We start from the raw sequence: 19699 nt of genomic DNA, 5'->3' as shown, positions 1-19699 counted from the left end.
GTTCGGAACTTCATCCGCGAAGGCAAGCCCGAACGGGCGTCGGCCGGTCGGGCCGTAACTCACGAAATTCGGACGAGTCCGAATTTCGTGAACTCGGTATCAGATGTTCTTGGAGACCTCTTCCAGCATCTTCTTGGCGTCGCCGAAGAGCATGCGGTTGTTCTCCTTGTAGAACAGCGGATTGTCGATGCCGGCGTAACCCGAGGCCATCGACCGCTTCATGACGATCGTCGTCTTCGCCTTCCACACCTCGAGCACCGGCATGCCGGCGATCGGGCTCGCCGGATCGTCCTGCGCCGCCGGATTGACGATGTCGTTGGCGCCGATGACGATGGCGACGTCGGTCGACGGGAAGTCCTCGTTGATCTCGTCCATCTCGAAGACGATGTCGTAGGGCACCTTGGCTTCGGCCAGCAGCACGTTCATGTGACCCGGCATGCGTCCCGCCACCGGATGGATGGCGAAGCGGACTTCGACGCCCTTCTCGCGCAGCTTTCCGGTGATCTCGTTCACCGTGTGCTGCGCCTGCGCCACCGCCATGCCGTAGCCCGGCACGATGATCACGCTCTTCGAGTCCTTCAGGAGCTCCGCCGTCTCGATCGCCGAGATCGGCTGCACCTCGCCCTGCGGCTCGCCGCTCGCCGACGCCGCCACGGTGCCGCCGCCCGAGCCGAAGCCGCCGGCGATGACCGAGATGAAGTTGCGGTTCATCGCCCGGCACATGATGTAGGAGAGGATCGCGCCCGACGAGCCGACCAGCGCGCCGGTGACGATCAAGAGGTCGTTCGACAGCATGAAACCGGTCGCCGCCGCCGCCCAGCCGGAGTAGCTGTTCAGCATCGACACCACGACGGGCATGTCGGCGCCGCCGATCGCCATCACCATGTGGACGCCGAAGGCGAGCGCGATCACCGTCATCACGAACAGCGCGAAGCCGGCCGCGACACCCGAGTGCGCCCCGACGAACACGTAGCCGAAGACGATCACGACGATCAGCGCGGCGAGGTTCAGCCAATGCCGGCCCGGCAGCAGCACCGGCTTGCCGCCGATCTTGCCCGAGAGCTTGCCGAAGGCGATGATCGAGCCCGAGAAGGTCACGGCACCGATCAGGATGCCGATGTAGATCTCGATCTCGTGGATCGACTTTTCCGCCGGCGTCGCGAAATGCGCGGTCGGATCGATGAAGCTGGCCAGACCGATGGTGCAGGCGGCAAGGCCGACCAGGCTGTGCATCAGCGCCACCAGCTCGGGCATCTGCGTCATCTGCACGGTCTTGGCGGCGTAGAGGCCGACCGCGCCGCCGATCGCCAGCGCGATCAGGATGAACACCACGCCGAGGCCGGTGACGCCGGGCCCGAACACCGTGGCGAGCACCGCGAGGCCCATGCCGATGATGCCGAACCAGTTGCCGCGCCGCGCCGATTCCGGATGCGACAGGCCGCCGAGCGACAGGATGAAGAGGATCGTGGCTCCGATGTAGGAGACGGTCACAAGTCCGAGAGACATCGTTCGCTTCTCCTCACTTACGGAACATCGCCAGCATGCGCCGGGTCACGGCGAAGCCGCCGAACATGTTGACCGCCGTCAGCGCGATGCCGACGAAGGCGATCAGGCCGATGAGGATGCTCGGACGTCCGGGGGGTGCGATCTGGATCAGCGCGCCGATGCAGATGATCGAGGAGATCGCGTTGGTGACGCTCATCAGCGGTGTGTGCAGCGACGGCGTCACGTTCCACACCACCATGTAGCCGACGAAGCAGGCCAGCACGAACACCGTGAAGTGGCCGAGGAACGCCGCCGGCGCCGTGGCGCCGACCAGCGCCATCAGCACCGCACCGACACCGAAGGTGACGGCGAGCGACTTCATGTCCATCGGCTCGCCCGAGCCGTGGCCGTGGCCGTGGCCGGAGGACTTCTTCTCGACGATCGCCGCGGCCGGCTTGGGCGGCGGCGGGGCGGGAAGCTTGAGCGGCGGCGCCGGCCAGGTGATCTCGCCGGCCTTGACGACGGTCAGGCCGCGGATCGCATCGTCGTCCATGTCGACGAAGACCTTGCCGTCCTTGGCCTTGCACAGCTCTTCGGTGAGCCGCAGCAGGTTGGTCGCATAGAGCGTCGAGGACTGCTTGGCGAGCCGGCTGGCCATGTCGGTGTAGCCGACGATGGTGACGCCGTGGCGCACCACCGCTTCGCCGGGAACCGTCAGCTCGCAGTTGCCGCCCTGCTCGCCGGCGAGGTCGATGATCACCGAGCCCGGCTTCATCGACTGAAGCATCTCCGCCGTGATCAGCTTCGGCGCCGGCTTGCCCGGGATGAGCGCGGTGGTGATGACGATGTCCGCGTTCTTCACTTCCGTGGCGTACATCTGACGCTGCGCCGCCTGGAAGCCCTCGGACATCACCTTGGCGTAGCCGCCGCCGCCCGAGCCCTCTTCCTCGTAGTCGACCTTGACGAACTCGCCGCCGAGCGACTTGACCTGGTCGGCCACCTCGGCGCGGGTGTCGTTGGCGCGCACGATCGCGCCGAGATTGGCGGCCGTGCCGATCGCCGCGAGGCCGGCGACGCCGGCGCCGGCGATGAACACCTTGGCCGGCGGGATCTTGCCGGCGGCGGTGATCTGGCCGGCGAAGTAGCGGCCGAAGGCGTTCGCCGCCTCGATCACCGCACGATAGCCGGTGATGCCGGCCATCGAAGTCAGCGCGTCCATCTTCTGGGCCCGCGACAGCTGCCGCGGCAGACAGTCCATGGCCAGCACGGTGACGCCTTGCGCCTTCAGAAGCTCCATCAGCTCCGGATTCTGCGCCGGCCAGATGAAGGAGACGAGGGTCGTCCCCGCCTTCAGCTGCGCGACTTCCTCCGCCGAGGGGGCGCGAACCTTGAACACGATGTCGGCGCCGGCGTAGAGCGCCGCGGCGCCGTCGGTGAGCGTCGCGCCGACCGCCTCGTAGTGAGCATCGGGAATGTCGGCGGCCTCACCGGCGCCGCGCTCCACGCTCACCGCGAAACCGAGCTTGATCAGTTTCTCCACGACCTCGGGAACCGTCGCCACGCGGCGCTCTCCCGGAAAGGTCTCTCTGGGTATTCCGATGATCGAAGTCATTGTGATCCCATCCGTTGTCGTGTCCGAGCTCGGACTTCGTCTCTCGTTGGAACCGCCCGCCCCCGCCGACGATCCCGATCGCGCCTCCGTCCGGACGCGCAGCCATGCCCCGACCTCGCTCGACCTTCGCCGATCGGAGTCTCGGACCGTCTCCCATCCGCCGCAAGTCCTCGTTCCGCGGGACGAAGCCCGGCGAGACGCCGGCGGAGAAACGCCCGATACCTCTGCATGCGCCCCGAGCGGGCGCGACGATGGCCGGAAGCGGCGGAACGAGCCCGCGCCACACGCCGCCGTGGACGACCGCCCGCCCCGCCTCGCCGACCCGGGGCCGGTGTGGCGTGACGAATGCGGCCGATATCGATGCCGGACGCGCCGAACACCGACGAGACCCCTCTACCCGCCGCCGTGTCGCAGCGGGCCGAGAGATCTCTTCGTCGACGACCCCGCCCGGCGCCGTCCGCGCCACGGAGTCGAATGCCTCGGTCGACGCCCTCAGTGGACCAGGAAGATCCGCATGAGGATGAGGACGGCAACGACACCGATCGTGCCCCACTTGGTCAGACCGAGGAACATCGCGTAGGTGTTGCGATGTTCTTCGAAATTCTTGCTCTCGACGGCGCCCATTCACCCCTCCGATGGTCCGTTCCGGGTTCGCATGCACGGCATACGAATCCATTTAGACGCCCCGACCGGAGAGACGCAACGCCGAACTCTCGTTCTCGCGCCAAAGAACCACGAGATCGTTCACCGACTTCTGTTGCGGTGCATTCTCCCGGTCCGCGCCCGCTCTGTCATTGAGTCGAAGGGCGAAGTCCGGCCCTCGAAAGCGCGTCACTTTGCCGCTTCGCGACACGCTCGCGCTCGAAGTCGTCGATCGCCGTCTCGAACAGGCGGTGGAAGTTGAGTTCGGCATCGAGATGCAGGAAGACCCCGCCGAGACCGAGCGCGGCGCGGTCCATGAACAGGAATTCGCGCGGCGGCGTCACCGGCCCGTGGGTTCTGAGCGCATCCGCCACCCGTTGCGCCTCCTGCCGGCCGAACTCGATCGGCGACACGCCCTCGGCGATGCGCCTGATACGGTCGGTGAGGAGTGGGCCGTAGAGGAAGCGCGCCCAGATGTCGAGGATGTCGATCAACTCGTTGGAGAGGTTCTTGAATCCCCAGGCCTCGTAGGCTGCCACCACCCGCTCGCGGTCACCGTGGAGAAGGCCGCGATAGTGTTCGATCACCCCCTCGACGAAGCGCGCGGGGAAGATGCGGATGCAACCGAAGTCGAGGAGATTGATGCCCTGCGGCTCGCCCGCCTCTTCGAAGGCGGCGTAGTTGCCGAGATGCGGATCGCCGTGGATCAGGCCGAAGCGGCAGAACGGGTGCCACCAGGCGCGGAACATCGCCTCGGAGATGCGGTTGCGGGTCTCCTGAGAGGCGCCTTTGTAGGTGAGGAGCCCCTTGCCCTCGAGCCAGGTCATGGTGAGCAGCCGCTTCGTCGAAAGCGCCTCGAACGGCTCCGGTACGTTCACGCCGGGGTCGTCGGCGAGGATCTCGCCGTAGACCGCCATGTGGCGGCGTTCGCGCTCGTAGTCGAGTTCCTCGCGGATCCGCGCCCCGACCTCCTCGGCGATTTCCGTGGTGTCGATCTGTGGCCGGAGCTTGCGCATCAGGGCGAAGAGCACGCCGAGCTGGTCGAGGTCGGCCTCGACCGCCGAGGCCATGTCGGGATACTGCAGCTTCACCGCCAGTTGCCGGCCGTCCTTCGAGGTGGCGCGATGCACCTGCCCGAGCGAGGCGGCGTGGGACGGCACGTGCTCGAACGAGCCGAAGCGCCTCGCCCAGTCGCCCCCGAGCTCGGCCGTCATGCGCCGCCGGACGAAGGCCCAGCCCATCGCCGGTGCGTGCGCCTGGAGGCGCTGCAGCTCCGCCGCCCATTCTGCGGGAATCGCGTCGGGGATGGTGGCGAGCAGCTGCGCCACCTTCATCAGCGGTCCCTTGAGCCCGCCGAGCGCATCGGCGATGAGCTTGCCCTCGCGCATCAGGTCGCCGTCGCCGAACATGCGGCCGCCGGCGATCCGCATCGCCGCCGTTCCCACATTGGCGCCGACACGCGCATGACGGACGAAACGTCCGGTGAGTGAGTTCTTCTCGCCGTCTCTGGCCATCGCCTACGATCCGTCTCCGCCCCGACGGACAACATAGGACATTTCGCGGCGATTGCAGGGGGTGATCCGCCGTCGCCTCAGGTCGGCCAGCGATCACGGATCCAGCGGGCAAGGCTCTCCTCGGAAACCTCGCCGGCGGCGAGCCCCAGGATGATCGCCGTCGCTTCGGCCTGCGGTGGCGCGAACCTCACCCCGTTCTTGCGCAGGAACAGCATCATGGCGACGAATGCCGCCCGCTTGTTGCCGTCGACGAAGGGATGATTGCGGGCGATGCCGAAGGCATGGGCGGCCGCGAGCAGGGCGAGATCGGCCCCCTCGTATTCCCATTTGTTGCGCGCCCGCCCCAACGCAGATTCCAACGCTCCGGGGTCGCGGATGCCGGCCGGCCCGCCGAAGCGGGCGATCTGCCGCTCGTGCAGCGCCCTCACCTCGGCGACGGTGAGCCAGACCCGGCCGAAGCTCGCCCGAGCCTGATCGGAGAACCCCGTCGGCGAGGTCTCGAACCCGCTCATTTCGCAAGTTCCTTCAGCGTGTCGCGATACTCGTCCATGATCTCGTCGACCAGTCGCATCGACTGCTCGAAATCGGGGTCGTAGGGCGTGAGCCGTACACCTCCTTCGCCGTCCGGCGTGGCATGCAGGGCGTCGCCCGGCTTCAGGCCGAGCTTCGCCAGCAGGTCCTTCGGCAGGATCAATCCGGTCGAATTGCCGATCTTCTTGACCTCGAGCTTCATCGGTCGTCTCCGGGTATCGCCATGTTGTACGGAACGTACAACACTCGCCTGCCGTTGTACAGACTGTAGAACGAGGATCGCACCAAGCGGTGCCCGAAACGAGAACGGGGAGGCTCTCGCCTCCCCGTCTCCACCTTCGATGATGCCGGCGACCTCACCAGGTCTTCTGCGGATGCAGTTTGAACAGCCAAGTCTCGGTCAGAGCCGTTTCGCCGTCGCGCAGGTAGGCGCGGATGTCGACCGGGTCGGTGCCCTCCGCCTTGATGTCGAACTGGAGCCGCCACGCGTCGTTCCACGAGGTGGTCTCGAGGAAGATCGACGAGATCACGCCGCGCGACGGGGTGATCACCGCCTCCGGCTTCTTGTCCTTCGGGAAGTTCGCCAGCGCCCCACCGGTGAACTCGATGGCGAACCGCTTGATCTCCGGCGGATTGGCGCGCGTGTAGGGGAAGCCGCCGCGGCCGATGCCGGTGCGGGTCGGCCGCGCCAGATTGGCCGGCGGGTTCGGTTCGTCGGCGTTCCAGTACATGCGGTAGCGGTATTCGAGCGCCTGACCCGCCTTGACCGGATCGCGCGGCACCCAGAAGCACCCCATGTTGTCGAAGTCCTCGTGGTCGGTCGGGAACTCGACCAGATGGAAGGCGCCCGGCCCCCATCCGCCGATCGGCTCGATCCACAGCGACGGACGGCGCTCGTAGTTGAGATAGCGATCCATGTAGTCCTTCGGATCGCGGTTGCGCTGCATCAGGCCGAAGCCGCGCGGATTGTCGTCGAGGAAGGCCGAGGTCGACGGACCCGGCGGGTTGACCAGCGGCCGCCAGATACGCTCGCCCGTACCCGTCCAGATGGCGAGCCCGTCCGAGTCGTGCGCGCCCGGCCGCCACTCGAGCTGGTAGCTCTTGTCGTAGTTGGAGAACCAGTACATCGACGTCATCGGCGAGATGCCGAGCTTGGCGATGTCCTTGCGGGTGAACAGGTTGCACTCGACGTCGATGACGACGCCCTCGGTGCGGCGGATGGTGAACTTGTAGGCGCCGGTGATCGACGGACCGTCGAGCAGCGCATAGACGACGACCGGCTGCTTCTCGCCGCTCGCCGGCTGCAGATAGAACTCGGTGAAGTCGGGGAACTCTTCCGGCGTCGGGCTCGCGGTGTCGATGGCCACGCCACGCGCCGACAGGCCGTATTCGTTGAGCGAACCGATGGCGCGGAAATAGGAGGCGCCGAGGAAGGCCACCCAGTCCTGCGTCCGCCAATCCGGCCGGCTCTTGGCCTCGCGGATCTGGAAGCCGGCGAACCCGGTGTCCTCCGGCAGCTTCTGCGCCGGGCTGTCGTCCGGCATGTCGAAGTACTCGGGCTCGTAGAGCACCTCGGCCGCCTTGTCGCCGTCGACGGCGTGCATCCGGATCGTCTTGGGGAAATACTTGCCGACCGGGAAGAAGGTGATCGGATAGACCCCCTTCTCGTCGCCGAACATGGCGTGGTCCGGCCGGAACTTGATCTTGCCGTGCTGCTCGTAGCCGATCTGCTCGACGATCTCCGGCGCCGGACGGCGGGGCGCCAGATAGGCCTTGGCCGCCATTTCGCGGGCGCGCTGCACCAAACCGGCGAAGCCGAAGGGCTTCGACGGCCCGAACTTCAGGTTGGCGGCGGCGGCCGGGCCGGTGGCTCCGAGGAGGTTGGCCACACCGAGAGCGACGGAAGCGGAGATGAGATCGCGGCGAGAGAGTTTCGCGGTCATGATGGTCCTGCGAGAGGTCCTGATGGGAGCGATGGCCGAGCGCGACGCGCACGCCCTTCCCTTCTAGGCCAGCGCACGAACCACTGCAATCGGGCGGAATAACGGCGTGATCCCCGTGACTTCGGATCGGTCGCGACGCAGCGTCACGTCCGCGTGTCGGACTTCGGCCGCCAACGTGTCAGGGTGAGAGCATTGGTGACGACGCTGACCGAGCTCATCGCCATCGCCGCCCCGGCGAGCGCCGGGGTGAGGTGGCCGAGCGCGGCGAGCGGCACGCCGACGACGTTGTAGAAGAACGCCCAGAACAGGTTCTGGCGGATCTTGCGCCACGTCGCGCGGCTGATCTCCAGCGCCGCCGCCACCAACCGCGGATCGGAGCGCATCAGGGTGATGCCCGCCGTCTCCAGCGCCACGTCGGCGCCCGAGCCCATGGCGATGCCGACATCGGCGGCGGCGAGCGCCGGCGCGTCGTTGATGCCGTCGCCGACCATGGCGACGGTGCGCCCCTCGGAGCGCAGCCGCCCGACCAGCGCCGTCTTGCCTTCCGGCCGCATCTCCGCCTCGACCGCGTCGAGACCGAGCCGGTCGCCGACGGCGCGCGCCACCGCGACCGCGTCGCCGGTCGCCAGCCGGACCGCGACCCGCGCCGCCTTCAGCGCCGCGACCGCCTCGCCGCTCTCGCCGCGCACCGGATCGGCGAGCGCCACCAGACCGAGCGCCTCGCGATCCCGCGCCACCGCCACCACCGTCTTGGCCTCGCCCGCCAACCGCGCCATCTCCGTCTCGAAGAGACGCAGATCGACGCCGAGTTCGCTCATCAAGGCGGCGTTGCCGATGGCCACGGTGCGCCCTTCGACGATCGCCGTCAGACCCCGCCCGACGAGGCTGCGCGCCGCCGTCGCCGGCGACGACGTGAGCCCGCGCGCCTTCGCCGCCGCGACGAAGGCCTTGGCCAACGGATGCTCGCTGACGCTCTGCGCCGAGGCGGCGAGCCGCAGCATCTCGTCGCCGGAGCCGCCGAGCACGAAGACGTCGGTGACCGACGGATGGCCCTCGGTGAGCGTACCGGTCTTGTCGAAGACGACGCAGTCGACGCCGTGCGCCCGTTCGAGCGCCTCGATGTCGCGGATCAGGATGCCCGCCTTGGCCGCCGCCCCGGTGCCGGCGACCAGCGCCGCCGGCGTCGCGAGGCCGAGCGCGCAGGGACAGGCGATGACCAGCACCGCCACCGCCGGAATGAGCGCGCCCTCGAAGTCGCGGCCCACCAGCCACCACGTGGCGAAGGTGAGGATCGCGATGACCACGATGACCGGCACGAAGACGGCGGCGACCTTGTCGACCAGCCGCTGCACCGGTGCCTTGGCGATCTGCGCCTGTTCGACCAGATGGCCGATACGGGCGATGGTGGTGTCCTCGCCGACCGCGGTGACGCGGAAGGTGACGGCGCCCGAGCCGTTGATGGTGCCGGCCGTGACCTTGTCGTCGACCGCTTTGGTGACCGGCACGCTCTCGCCGGTGACGAGGCTCTCGTCGAACTCGCTCGCGCCTTCGACGACGATGCCGTCCGCCGCGACGCGCTCGCCGGGCTTGACCAGCACGAGATCGCCGCGCCGCAGGAGATCTGCCGAGACCACCTCGGCGACGCCGTCCTTCACCCGCGTCGCCGTGTCGGGGCGCAGCGCCATCAGCTTCGCCACCGCCGCCGTCGCCGAGCGCTTGGCCCGCGCCTCCATCAGCTTGCCGAGGAGGATGAGGGTCAGCACCGTCGCCGAACCCTCGAAATAGAGATGGCCGTGCGAATGCTCGCCGTGGATGAGCACCATGGCGAGCGAGAATGCCCAGGCGACCGTGGTGCCGAGCGCCACCAGCACGTCCATGTTGGCCGACCGGCCACGCAGCGCCTTGAAGGCGCCGACGTAGAATCGCGTCCCGGCGATCACCTGGACCGGCGTCGCCAGCGCCACCTGCAGCCACGGTGTCAGCCACGTCGCGTGCGCTCCCCAGGCCATCGGGATCATGGCGACGAGGAAGGGCGCGGTCAGCGCCGCCGAGATCAGGAAGACCAGGAAGGTCCGCTTCTCTTCCGCCGCTCGCTCCTCGGAAGCCCGCTCCAGCGCCGCCCGCCGCGCCGCCACCGCGGTGTCGCGCACATGGGCGCCGAAGCCGGCGCGCTCGATCGCCGCGACGAGAAGCTCGGTGTCGACGCCCGGCGCGGCGATCTCCGCCGTCTCCAGCGCCAGATTGACGTCCGCCCGCTCGACCCCGGGCACCCGCCCGAGCACCTTCTCGATTCGCGCCGCACAGGCCGCGCAGGTCATGCCGGTGACGTCGACGAGCACCGGATCGCCGGATCCGGAGACGGAAGAAGTGAGATCGGCGGGAGCGGGCGAGATGGTCATGGCGGATATTTGGCGCTTTCCGTCGCCCCGGTCGAGGCCTTTTGCGGTCCCAAGTCCGTGAACTCGGACCTTCTTCCGATCGGGGAGACCCCTCATGCCCGTTGATCCCGGCTCGTCGCCGGGCCAAGGTCTCAGCGACGAAGTACACCCACGAGGAGATCCCCGCGATGCCGGGCAACAAGGAAGAACGGCCGGTCGGCCCCACGCTCCAGGGCTGGAGCGAGAGGGCGCGGCCGGTTCGCGCCACCATCACCGGCGCCTGGGGACGGCTCGAGCCGCTCGATACCGCCAAGCACGGTCACGATCTGTGGAAAGCGATCGAAGGCCACGATTCGGTCTGGACCTATCTGAGCTACGGCCCCTTCGCCGACGAGGCGACCTTCCTCGCCTGGCTGAAGGGCCGCGAGGAACTCTCCGATCCACTGTCCTATGCCGTGGTCGACGCCGCCTCCGGCAAGGCGCTCGGCGTGCTCACCCTGATGGAGATCCGCCCGGCGGCGGGCGTCGTCGAGACCGGCCACATCTTCTTCGCCCCCGTGCTGCAGAAGACCCGCGCCGCAACGGAAGCGATCTTCCTGGCGATGAAGCACGCCTTCGACGATCTCGGCTATCGCCGCTTCGAGTGGAAGTGCGACGCCCTCAACGCCCCCTCCCGCGCCGCCGCGATCCGCTTCGGCTTCACCTACGAGGGCATCTTCCGCCAGCACATGGTGATCAAGGGCCGCAACCGCGACACCGCCTGGTATTCGATCGTCGACAAGGAATGGCCGACGGTGAAGGCCGCCTTCGCCGCGTGGCTGAAGCCGGAGAACTTCGACGCCGAAGGTCACCAGAAGGCGGCTCTCGCCGACCTGCGCCCCAAGGCCAAGCCGGCGGCGCACTGAGAATATCCGGAAACGCGGAACGGCCGGAGCGGGATCCCTCGCTCCGGCCGTTCTCGTCGGTGCATCGCCGCCGGGGACGAACCGGCGCCTTCGTGTCTCAACCGATGGGCCGCTCGTCGGCGATGATCTTGCCGTCGTTGGGCAGCGTTCCCGGCGCGACCGGCGTGACGGCGCCCTTGAGGCGGGTGACCGCCGCCAGCGTGGCTGCGACCGCCGTCACGAAGGCCGGATCACCGACCGTGGTCTCGATCTTCAACTCCATCACGTCCTGCTCGTCGGCACGCGTCACCACCAACCGCGCCCGGACGATCTCGGAATGGCGTTTGACCACCCGGTCGATGTCGGCCGGATCGACGAACATGCCCTTGACCTTGGCCTTCTGGTCGGCCCGGCCCATCCACCCCTTGATCCGCGGACCGGTGCGGCCGCACGGGCTCTCCTCGTCGAGGAAGGCGGAGAGATCGCCGGTGGCGAGGCGGATCACCGGATGGACCGGATCGATGCGGGTGACGACGACTTCGCCGACCTCCCCCGGCCCGACCGGCTCACCGGTCCCCGGCCGCACGATCTCGACGAGGATGCGCTCGTCGACCATCATGCCCGGCACCAGCGACCCGTCCGGCGCGCTGGTCTCGTAGGCGACGAGGCCGACGTCGGCGATGGCATAGGCCTGCCGTACCCCGACGCCGCGCCCTTCGAGTTCCGCCCTCAGCGACGGCGGCAGGGCCGCACCCGAACACAGCGCCCGCTCGATCGACGAGACGTCCCGTCCCGCTTCGGCGCCGGCATCGAGCAGGATCTTGAGGAAATCGGGCGTGCCGACGTAGGCGCGCGGCCGATAGTGGCCGATCAGGTCGAGCTGCGCCTCCTTGTTGCCCGGCCCCGCCGGGATCACCGGGCAGCCGAGCGCCCGGGCGCCGGCATCGAGGATGAAGCCGCCGGGCGTGAGGTGATAGGCGAAGGTGTTGAGGACCACGTCGCCGCGCCGGATGCCGGCGGCGAACAGCGCCCGCGCCGTGCCCCACCAGTCGAGCGACGTCCCCTCCGGTTCGTAGATCGGCCCCGGTGAGGTGAAGAGGCGGCCAACGCCGACGAGCTTCGCCGTCGACAGCCCGGCGAAGGGCGGTCGCGCCGCCTGCAACTCCTTCAGCTCCGACTTGCGCAGCACCGGGATCGCCGCGAGGTCGGTGCGGCTCCTGAGCTTCGCCGCGGTGATCCCGGCGTAGCGGTCACGCCATGCACGCGTCGCCGCCAGATGTTCGACGGTCTCGCGGATCGCCTTCAGTTGGGTCCGCTCGCGGGTGAGCGGACGGCGGGTTTCCAATCGATCGTAGTACTCGGACATGTCGCGCCCTCAGGCCAGCCAACGTTTGCGGCGCTTGTAGTGCTTCACTTCCTTGAAGCTCTTGCGACCGGCGGCGGCGACGCCGAGATAGAACTCCTTGACGTCCTCGTTCTCGGCCAGCGACTTGGCCTCGCCGTCGAGCACGATGCGGCCGGACTCCAGGATGTAGCCGTGGGTGGCGTGGCGCAACGCCACCGCCGTGTTCTGCTCGGCGAGCAGGAACGAGACGCCCTCCTCGACGTTGAGCCGATGGACGATCTCGAAGATCTCGTCGACGATCTGCGGCGCCAGCCCCATCGACGGCTCGTCGAGCAGGATCATCTTCGGCCGCGACATCAGCGCTCGGCCGACCGCCACCATCTGTTGCTCGCCGCCCGAGGTGTAGCCGGCCTGGCTCTTGCGGCGCTGCTTCAGCCGCGGGAACAGCTCGTAGCACCGCTCCAGATCGGCCTTGATCGCCGAGCGTCCGTCGCGCCGGGTGAAGGCGCCGGTGAGCAGGTTGTCCTCGACGGTGAGATGGCCGAAACAGTGCCGACCCTCCATCACCTGGATGCAGCCGCGCCGCACCAGTTCGTTGGGCGACAGAGACTGCACCTCCTCGCCCTCGAAGACGATCTTGCCCTTGGTCACCTCGCCGCGTTCGGCGTGGAGCAGGTTGGAGATCGCCTTGAGCGTCGTCGTCTTGCCGGCGCCGTTGGCGCCGAGCAGCGCGACGACACCGCCCTTCGGCACGGTGAGCGACACGCCCTTCAGCACGAGGGCGACGTGATCGTAGACCACCTCGATGTTGTCGACGGTCAGCATCGCGCCGGCGGGTTCGGTCATGATCGGGCTCCCGGATGGACTGCGGATACGCCGCCGTGGACCGCGCGGGTCAGGCGCGGCCACGACGACTGGTCGAGACGGACGAGCCGCCTCGACGTCCTGTCGCTGCGGATCACTTGCCGCAGGCTTCGGTCCGCGCCGGCCACGGCGCGTTCTTGTCGGCGTAGGCCTTGGCGTCGGCGACGAGCATCGGCCGCACCTTGTCCTTCATCGGCTCGATCCAGTCGGAGACCTTGACCCACTTGGCGCCGTCCCACTGCTGGACGAACACGGCGTGCTCGCCCGAGTGGTCGTCGCAGGTGACCTTCACCGGCGACATGAAGCCTTCGAGACCGATCTCCTTGATGCGGGCCGCGTCGACGTTCAGCGTCTCGAGGCCGGCACGCACGTCGGCCGCGGTGACCACCTTCTTGCCCGAGATCTTCTGGGCGTTGCGGATGGCCTCGGCGATCAGCATCGAGTTGTAGACGCCGTGGTTGTAGTTGTTCTCGCCGATGCGGTCCTCGCTCTTGACCGTCGACAGGCCCTTGGCGAAGACGTGCTTCTTGATGTCGGCGATCGCCGGGAAATTGGCGCCGGTGCCGTTGAAGTTCAGCGTCAGGTAGCCCTTGGCGCCCGGACCGCCGGCCTTGGCGTCGTCGTCACCGCCCGACCACCACACGCCGATGAACTTGTCCATCGGGTAGCCGATCTTGGCCGCTTCCTTGACGGCGGTCGGGTTCATCGCGCCCCAACCCCACATGATCATCCAGTCGGGCGAATCCGACTGCACGTTCAGCCACTGCGACGACTGATCCTGCATCTTGTCGCCCGGCACCGGGTACTTGGCCAGTTCGAAGCCGTTCTCCTTGGCGAGCTGCTCGAGCAGCGGGATCGGCTCCTTGCCATAGGGGGCGTCGAGATAGATGAAGCCGATCTTCTTACCCTTGAGCTTGGCCATGCCGCCGGACTTCTCGGCGATGTACTTCACCGCCACGGAAGCGCCGTCCCAATAGGTCAGCGGCGGGTTGAACACCCAGGGGAAAGTCTTGCCGTCGGCCGCCGCCGAGAGGCCGTAGGCCATCGACAGCACCGGGATCTTGTCGACGCCGGCCTTGGGGATCAGCTGCAGGGTGATGCCGGTCGACCACGGATTGTACATCAGGGCGCCCTTGCCCTTGGTCGCCTCGTAGCACTCGACGCCCTTCTGGCTGTTGTAGCCCGTCTCGCATTCTTCGAAGTTGATCTTCACCCCACCGATGCCGCCGTCGCGCTGGTTGAGCATCTCGAGGTAGTCGTGCATGCCGTCGGCGATGCCGATGCCCGAGCCGGCATAGGGGCCGGTCCGATAGGTGAGCAGCGGCACGTAGAGGCTGTCCTCGGCGCTGGCCGTGGAAACCGGCGGCAGCACCGAGGCGATGACCGAAGCCACCGAGAGAGCGAGTGCGTAACGTCCGAACATCGGGTTTTCCTCCGTCTGTCGCCCGCTCCCCGCGCCGGGGCGACGCGTCGAGCGGGTTTCGGGTCTCTTCGTTGGTACGCCGCGACCCGACCCGATGAGATCGCGGCTCGTTTCGTGCCTCGCCCTCACCAGGGGAAGGGCCAGACCCTGAGCTTCTGCTTGGTCACGCCCCACAGTCGCGCCAGCCCGTGCGGCTCGACGATGAGGAAGAAGATGATCAGCGCGCCGACGATCATCGAATTGACGTGCTCGACGGTGGCCGACTGGATCTCGAAACCGAAGACCCCCGGCGCGAACTTGATGACCACCGGCAGAGCCCAGATGAAGGCGGCGCCGAAATAGGAGCCGATCATCGAGCCGAGGCCGCCGATGATCACCATGAACAGCACCTGGAACGAGAGCGAGATGCCGAAGGCCGACGGCTCCGCCGCACCGAGCCAGAAGAACACCATCATCGCTCCGGCGACGCCGGCGAAATAGGACGACACCGCGAAGGCCGACAGTTTGGCCGGCAGGAGTTTGACCCCCATCAGCTCGGCGGCGATGTCCATGTCGCGCACCATCATCCAGGTCCGGCCGATGCGGCCGTGGACGAGGTTGGAGGCGATGAAGGTGAGGAACACCACCAGTCCGAGAACCGCGAAGTAACGGGCCAGCGGCGTCGCCTCCGGCCCGGTGATCGAGATGCCGAACATCGACCGTCGCGCCGCCTCGATCGCGCCCGACGACGAATAGTCGGTGAGCCAGCCGATGCGGATGAAGCACCACTCCAGAAAGAACTGCGCCGCCAGCGTCGTCACCGCCAGATAGAGGCCCTTGATGCGCAGCGACGGCAGACCGAAGACCACGCCGACCGCGGCCGAGAAGAAGCCCGAGACCAGGATCCAGACGAGGACGTTCACCTCAGGAAAGGCGCCGGCGAGCTTGAAGGCGGCGTAGGCGCCGACGCCCATGAAGGCGCCGGTGCCGAGCGAGATCTGCCCGGCATAACCGGTCAGGATGTTGAGCCCGATCGCCGCCAGCGTGAAGATCAGCCCCGGGATCATGATCGAGGCGAGGACGAAGTCGTTGGCGACGAGCGGGACGACGACCACCGCCAGCGCCAGGAGTACGGCGATGCCGATCCGATCCTGGCGGATCGGGAAGATCGCCATGTCGGCGGCGTAGGTCGATTTGAACTGTCCGACTTCACGATAGAACATGTCGGTTCTCTCCCGTCAGACGCGTTCGATGATCTTCTCGCCGAACAGGCCCTGGGGCCGGAACAGCAGGAAGCCGAGGGCGATGAGATAGGCGAGCCAGCTCTCGATGCCGCCGCCGAGGAGCCGTCCCCAGTAGATCTCGCCGATCTTCTCGCCGACGCCGATCATCAGACCGCCGACGATGGCGCCCGGCACCGAGGTGAAGCCGCCGAGGATCAGCACCGGCAGCGCCTTGAGCGCGATCACCTCGAGGTCGAAGGAGACCTGGGAGCGCGCACCCCACATGATGCCGGTGACCAGCGCCACGATGCCGGCGGCGAACCACACGATCACCCAGATGCGGTTCAAGGAGATGCCGACCGACAGCGCCGCCTGATGGTCGTCGGCGACGGCTCTGAGCGCCCGGCCGATCTTGGTGCGAGCGAAGAACACGGCCAGGAAGGTGACCATCAGGATGGCGACCACCGCCGCCGTCATGTCGATCTCCTTCAGGATCAGGTTCTTGCCGAAGAGCGGGATCCGCATGATGCCGGTCGGGATGCCGAGCGCTTCGGTGATCATCACCTTGGGCTCGCCGCCGAACACCATCTCGCCGAGACCGACGAGGAAGCGGGTGAGGCCGATGGTCGCCATCAACAGGATGATGTCGGGCTGGTTGACCAGAGGTCTCAGCACCACCCGTTCGATACCGATCGCCAGGATCAGCATGATGCCGATGGCCGCCGCCAGGGCCGGCCACGCCGGTACTCCGCTCTCGTGCAGGCCGACCAGCGCCAGCGCCGCGAACACCACCATGATGCCCTGAGCGAAGTTGAAGACGCCGGACGCCTTGAAGATCAGCACGAAGCCGAGCGCCACCAGCGCATAGAGCACGCCCGAGACGAAACCTTCCCAGATCACCTGGACCAGGAAGGTCGGGTTGGCGCCCATGCGGACGAAGGGATCGACGAAGATCGCGGTGAGAAGATCCATGTGTGCGTCTCCTCAGTGCGACCGGCCGAGATAGGCGTCGATGACGGTCGGATCGTTCTGCACCTCGTCGGGCGTGCCGTCGGCGATCTTACGGCCGTATTCGAGCACCACGACGCGGTCGGAGAGATCCATCACCACGCCCATGTCGTGTTCGATCAGCGCGATGGTGGTGCCGAAGGTCTCGCGGATGTCGAGGATGAAGCGGCTCATGTCCTCCTTCTCCTCGAGGTTCATGCCGGCCATCGGCTCGTCGAGCAGCAACAGCTCCGGCTCCTGGGCCAGCGCCCGGCCGAGCTCGACCCGCTTCTTCAGGCCGTAGGGCAGCTTGCCGACCGGCACCTTGCGGATGTGCTCGATCTCCAGGAAGTCGATGATCTCTTCGACCTTCTTGCGATGCTCGATCTCCTCGTTCAGCGCCGGGCCGAAACGCAGGCACTGCCAGAAGAAGCCGCGGTGCATCTTCAGCGTCCGTCCCGCCATGATGTTGTCGAGGGTGGTGAGACCCTTGAACAGCGCGACGTTCTGGAAGGTGCGGCCGATGCCGCGACGCGCCGCCTCGTGCGGCCTGCGCCCGGTCCGCGCCTCGCCCCGGTGGATCACCCGGCCCACCTGCGGGTGGTAGAAGCCGTTGATGACGTTGAGCATCGACGTCTTGCCGGCACCGTTGGGACCGATGATCGCCCGGACCTCGCCGGCGACGATGTCGAAGGACACGTCGGTGAGCGCGTTGACGCCGCCGAACGACAGCGAGATGTCCTCGACCTGCAGGAGCGGCATGCCCTTCTCGATGGGAGGAAGCGAACTCTTCATTCCGCCGCCTCCTTCTTCGTCGAGTGGACGTCCATGTCGACGATCTTGACGTCACCGGTGATGGTGCCCTTGCGGCCGTCTTCGAAGGAGATCTCGGTGACCACATGCTTCTCCGTCGAACCGTCGTAGAGCGCGTCGACCAGCGGCGCGTAGCGATCGGCGATGAAGCCGCGCCGAACCTTCTGGGTGCGCGTCAACTCGCCGTCGTCGGCGTCCAGTTCCTTGTGCAGGATCAGGAAGCGGCGGATCTGCGCCCCGGCCATCATCGGCTCGGCGGCGAGGTCGCGATTGACCTTGTCCACCGCGCTGCGGATGCGGTCGTAGACCTGCGGATGCCCGGCGAGCTCCTGGTAGCTGGCGTAGGTGACGTCGTTCCTCTCCGCCCAGGCGCCGACCGATGCCAAATCGATGTTGAGGAACACCGTGGCGAAGTCGCGCCCGTCGCCGAAGGCCACCGCCTCCTTGATGTCGGCGAAGAACTTCAGCTTGTTTTCCAGATACTTCGGCGCGAACAGGGTGCCGTCGACGAGTTTGCCGACGTCCTTGGCGCGGTCGATGATCCGGAGATGGCCGCTCGCGGTCTCGATGAAGCCGGCGTCGCCGGAATGCACCCAGCCGTCCGCCGTCTTGGTCTCCGCCGTCGCCGCCTCGTTCTTGTAGTAGCCGACGAAGACGCCCGGGCTGCGATAGAGCACCTCGCCCGCATCGGAGATCTTGATCTCCACCTGCGGGCCCGGCACGCCGACGGTGTCGGCGCGGATCTCGGCGTCGGGCTGCAGCGTCACGTAGACCGAGGCTTCGGTCTGGCCGTAGAGCTGCTTCAGGTTGACGCCGATCGAGCGATAGAAGCGGAAGATCTCCGGACCGATCGCTTCGCCGGCGGTGTAGGCGACCCGGGTGCGGGTGAAGCCGAAGCGGTTCTTCAGCGGCCCGTAGACCAGGAACTCGCCGAGCCCGTAATGCAGCCGGTCGAGAAGCCCGACCTTGTCGCCGTCGAGGATCGCCTCGCCGAGCCGATCGGCGACGGCGAGGAAATGGTCGACCATCTTCTGCTTGAGCTTGCCGGCGTCCTGCATCCGGACCTGGGTGCGGGTCAGCATCGTCTCGTAGACGCGCGGTGGCGCGAAGACGTAGGTCGGGCCGATCTCGCGCCGGTCGTCGTCGGTCGTCTCGACGCTCTCCGGGCAGTTGACGCAGAAGCCGACGACGTAGGACTGGGCGTAGGAGAAGATGTGGTCACCCACCCAGGCGATCGGCAGATAGGCGACGACCTCCTCGTCGGCGGTCAGCTTGTCGAAGTCGATGCCGTTCTTGGCCGAGATCAGCACGTTGTCGAAGGACAGCATCACGCCCTTGGGCTTGCCGGTGGTGCCCGAGGTGTAGAGCATCACGGCGAGATCCGAGCCGCGGCCGAGCGCGATGCGCTCGCGCCAGCCGGCGAGCGCCCCGGGGTCCGAGGTCACCCGCTCGCGACCGACCTTCTGCACCTCGGCGAAGGAATGCAGACGCGTGTGGTCGTAGTCGCGCATGCCTCGCTCGTCGTCGTAGACGACGTGGCGCAGGCCGGCCAGCCGATCCGAGATCGACAGGATCTTGTCGGTCTGTTCCTGGTCCTCGGTGACGGCGAAGGAGACCTCGGCGTGCTCCAGCACGTAGGCCATCTCGTCGGCGACCGCATCCTTGTAGACCGGCACCGGCACGCCGCCGAGGCTCTGAACCGCGGCGAAGGTCCAGTAGAGGCGCGGCCGATTGGCACCCACCACCGCGACCTTCTCACCCGGCTCGAGACCCAGCTTCTGCAGGCCGAGCGCGAAATCCCGCACCTCTTCGGCGACGTCGCTCCACGTCCATGTCTGCCAGATGCCGAAATCCTTTTCGCGCATCGCCGGCCGATCGGCCATGGCCTCGGCATTCGCCAGCAGCAATTTGGGAAACGTGTCCCGCGCGCCGGTACGGGTGGCCCCCGCATCCGTCATTCGTGTTTCCTCACCCTCAATGCCGGCGGCTTCGTGATCCGGGTTTCCGGGAACCGCACGGTCGTTCGATTATCGGCGATGAAACCCGAGCGGGACGGAGAAGGCAAGCACGCAGTCG

16 protein-coding genes are annotated in these 19699 nt (G+C 67.4%); 1 reads left to right on the top strand and 15 read right to left on the bottom strand.

Features of this window, described 5'->3' with window-relative positions; translation table 11 throughout:
• Window positions 1-99 precede the first annotated feature (99 nt).
• The 8 genes from pntB to V7Q42_RS03080 all read right to left on the bottom strand — a co-directional run bounded on the left by pntB (window position 100) and on the right by V7Q42_RS03080 (window position 10126).
• On the bottom strand, window positions 100-1506 hold the full coding sequence (pntB, locus tag V7Q42_RS03115; RefSeq protein WP_333822403.1) for a Re/Si-specific NAD(P)(+) transhydrogenase subunit beta: 1407 nt from the start codon (window positions 1504-1506) through the stop codon (window positions 100-102).
• 13 nt (window positions 1507-1519) lie between these two features.
• Window positions 1520-3097, bottom strand: a complete 1578-nt coding sequence (locus V7Q42_RS03110) for a Re/Si-specific NAD(P)(+) transhydrogenase subunit alpha (protein WP_333822402.1) — start codon at window positions 3095-3097, stop codon at window positions 1520-1522.
• A gap of 492 nt (window positions 3098-3589) precedes the next feature.
• Complete coding sequence (locus V7Q42_RS03105; protein ID WP_333822401.1) at window positions 3590-3721, bottom strand: aa3-type cytochrome c oxidase subunit IV; 132 nt, start codon at window positions 3719-3721, stop codon at window positions 3590-3592.
• A 167-nt stretch (window positions 3722-3888) separates the two neighbouring features.
• Window positions 3889-5253 (bottom strand): ABC1 kinase family protein, encoded by a 1365-nt coding sequence (locus tag V7Q42_RS03100; protein ID WP_333822400.1) that lies wholly within the window; start codon window positions 5251-5253, stop codon window positions 3889-3891.
• Window positions 5254-5330: 77 nt separating this feature from the next.
• Window positions 5331-5765: a type II toxin-antitoxin system death-on-curing family toxin gene (locus V7Q42_RS03095; RefSeq protein ID WP_333822399.1), complete on the bottom strand. Its 435-nt coding sequence runs from the start codon at window positions 5763-5765 to the stop codon at window positions 5331-5333.
• Window positions 5762-5986 carry an AbrB/MazE/SpoVT family DNA-binding domain-containing protein gene (locus V7Q42_RS03090; RefSeq protein ID WP_333822398.1) on the bottom strand — a complete coding sequence of 75 codons (225 nt, stop codon included), beginning with the start codon at window positions 5984-5986 and terminating at the stop codon, window positions 5762-5764. Before V7Q42_RS03090 ends, V7Q42_RS03095 begins: the two co-directional genes overlap by 4 nt.
• 154 nt (window positions 5987-6140) lie before the next feature.
• The gene (locus tag V7Q42_RS03085) at window positions 6141-7727 is read right to left on the bottom strand and encodes a glucan biosynthesis protein (protein WP_333822397.1); all 1587 of its coding nucleotides are present in this window, start codon (window positions 7725-7727) and stop codon (window positions 6141-6143) included.
• A gap of 143 nt (window positions 7728-7870) precedes the next feature.
• Entirely contained in the window at window positions 7871-10126 is a 2256-nt protein-coding gene (locus V7Q42_RS03080; RefSeq protein WP_333822396.1) for a heavy metal translocating P-type ATPase, read from the bottom strand.
• Between the two features lie 101 nt (window positions 10127-10227).
• On the opposite strand from V7Q42_RS03080, the gene V7Q42_RS03075 reads away from it, so the two are divergent.
• Window positions 10228-11010 (top strand): GNAT family N-acetyltransferase, encoded by a 783-nt coding sequence (locus V7Q42_RS03075; protein ID WP_333822395.1) that lies wholly within the window; start codon window positions 10228-10230, stop codon window positions 11008-11010.
• A gap of 97 nt (window positions 11011-11107) precedes the next feature.
• Here the strand turns inward: V7Q42_RS03075 and V7Q42_RS03070 are convergent, their stop codons facing one another.
• From V7Q42_RS03070 to V7Q42_RS03040, 7 genes are all read right to left on the bottom strand, one after another.
• Entirely contained in the window at window positions 11108-12355 is a 1248-nt protein-coding gene (locus V7Q42_RS03070; RefSeq protein WP_333822394.1) for a phenylacetate--CoA ligase family protein, read from the bottom strand.
• A 9-nt stretch (window positions 12356-12364) separates the two neighbouring features.
• On the bottom strand, window positions 12365-13180 hold the full coding sequence (locus V7Q42_RS03065) for an ABC transporter ATP-binding protein (protein WP_333822393.1): 816 nt from the start codon (window positions 13178-13180) through the stop codon (window positions 12365-12367).
• Window positions 13181-13292: 112 nt separating this feature from the next.
• Window positions 13293-14621: an ABC transporter substrate-binding protein gene (locus V7Q42_RS03060; protein ID WP_333822392.1), complete on the bottom strand. Its 1329-nt coding sequence runs from the start codon at window positions 14619-14621 to the stop codon at window positions 13293-13295.
• Window positions 14622-14746: 125 nt separating this feature from the next.
• Window positions 14747-15823, bottom strand: a complete 1077-nt coding sequence (locus V7Q42_RS03055) for a branched-chain amino acid ABC transporter permease (RefSeq protein ID WP_333822391.1) — start codon at window positions 15821-15823, stop codon at window positions 14747-14749.
• A gap of 15 nt (window positions 15824-15838) precedes the next feature.
• Window positions 15839-16795 (bottom strand): branched-chain amino acid ABC transporter permease, encoded by a 957-nt coding sequence (locus V7Q42_RS03050; protein WP_333822390.1) that lies wholly within the window; start codon window positions 16793-16795, stop codon window positions 15839-15841.
• A 12-nt stretch (window positions 16796-16807) separates the two neighbouring features.
• The gene (locus tag V7Q42_RS03045) at window positions 16808-17605 is read right to left on the bottom strand and encodes an ABC transporter ATP-binding protein (protein WP_333822389.1); all 798 of its coding nucleotides are present in this window, start codon (window positions 17603-17605) and stop codon (window positions 16808-16810) included.
• Window positions 17602-19581: an AMP-binding protein gene (locus tag V7Q42_RS03040; RefSeq protein WP_333822388.1), complete on the bottom strand. Its 1980-nt coding sequence runs from the start codon at window positions 19579-19581 to the stop codon at window positions 17602-17604. The genes V7Q42_RS03045 and V7Q42_RS03040 overlap by 4 nt, the downstream gene beginning before the upstream one ends.
• Window positions 19582-19699: the final 118 nt, after the last annotated feature.

Origin of the sequence: Pinisolibacter sp., assembly GCF_036782435.1 — a bacterium.
In the GTDB taxonomy this organism is placed as follows: Bacteria; Pseudomonadota; Alphaproteobacteria; order Rhizobiales; family Ancalomicrobiaceae; genus CALBKH01.
This window is presented reverse-complemented; position numbering and strand designations above follow the sequence as displayed.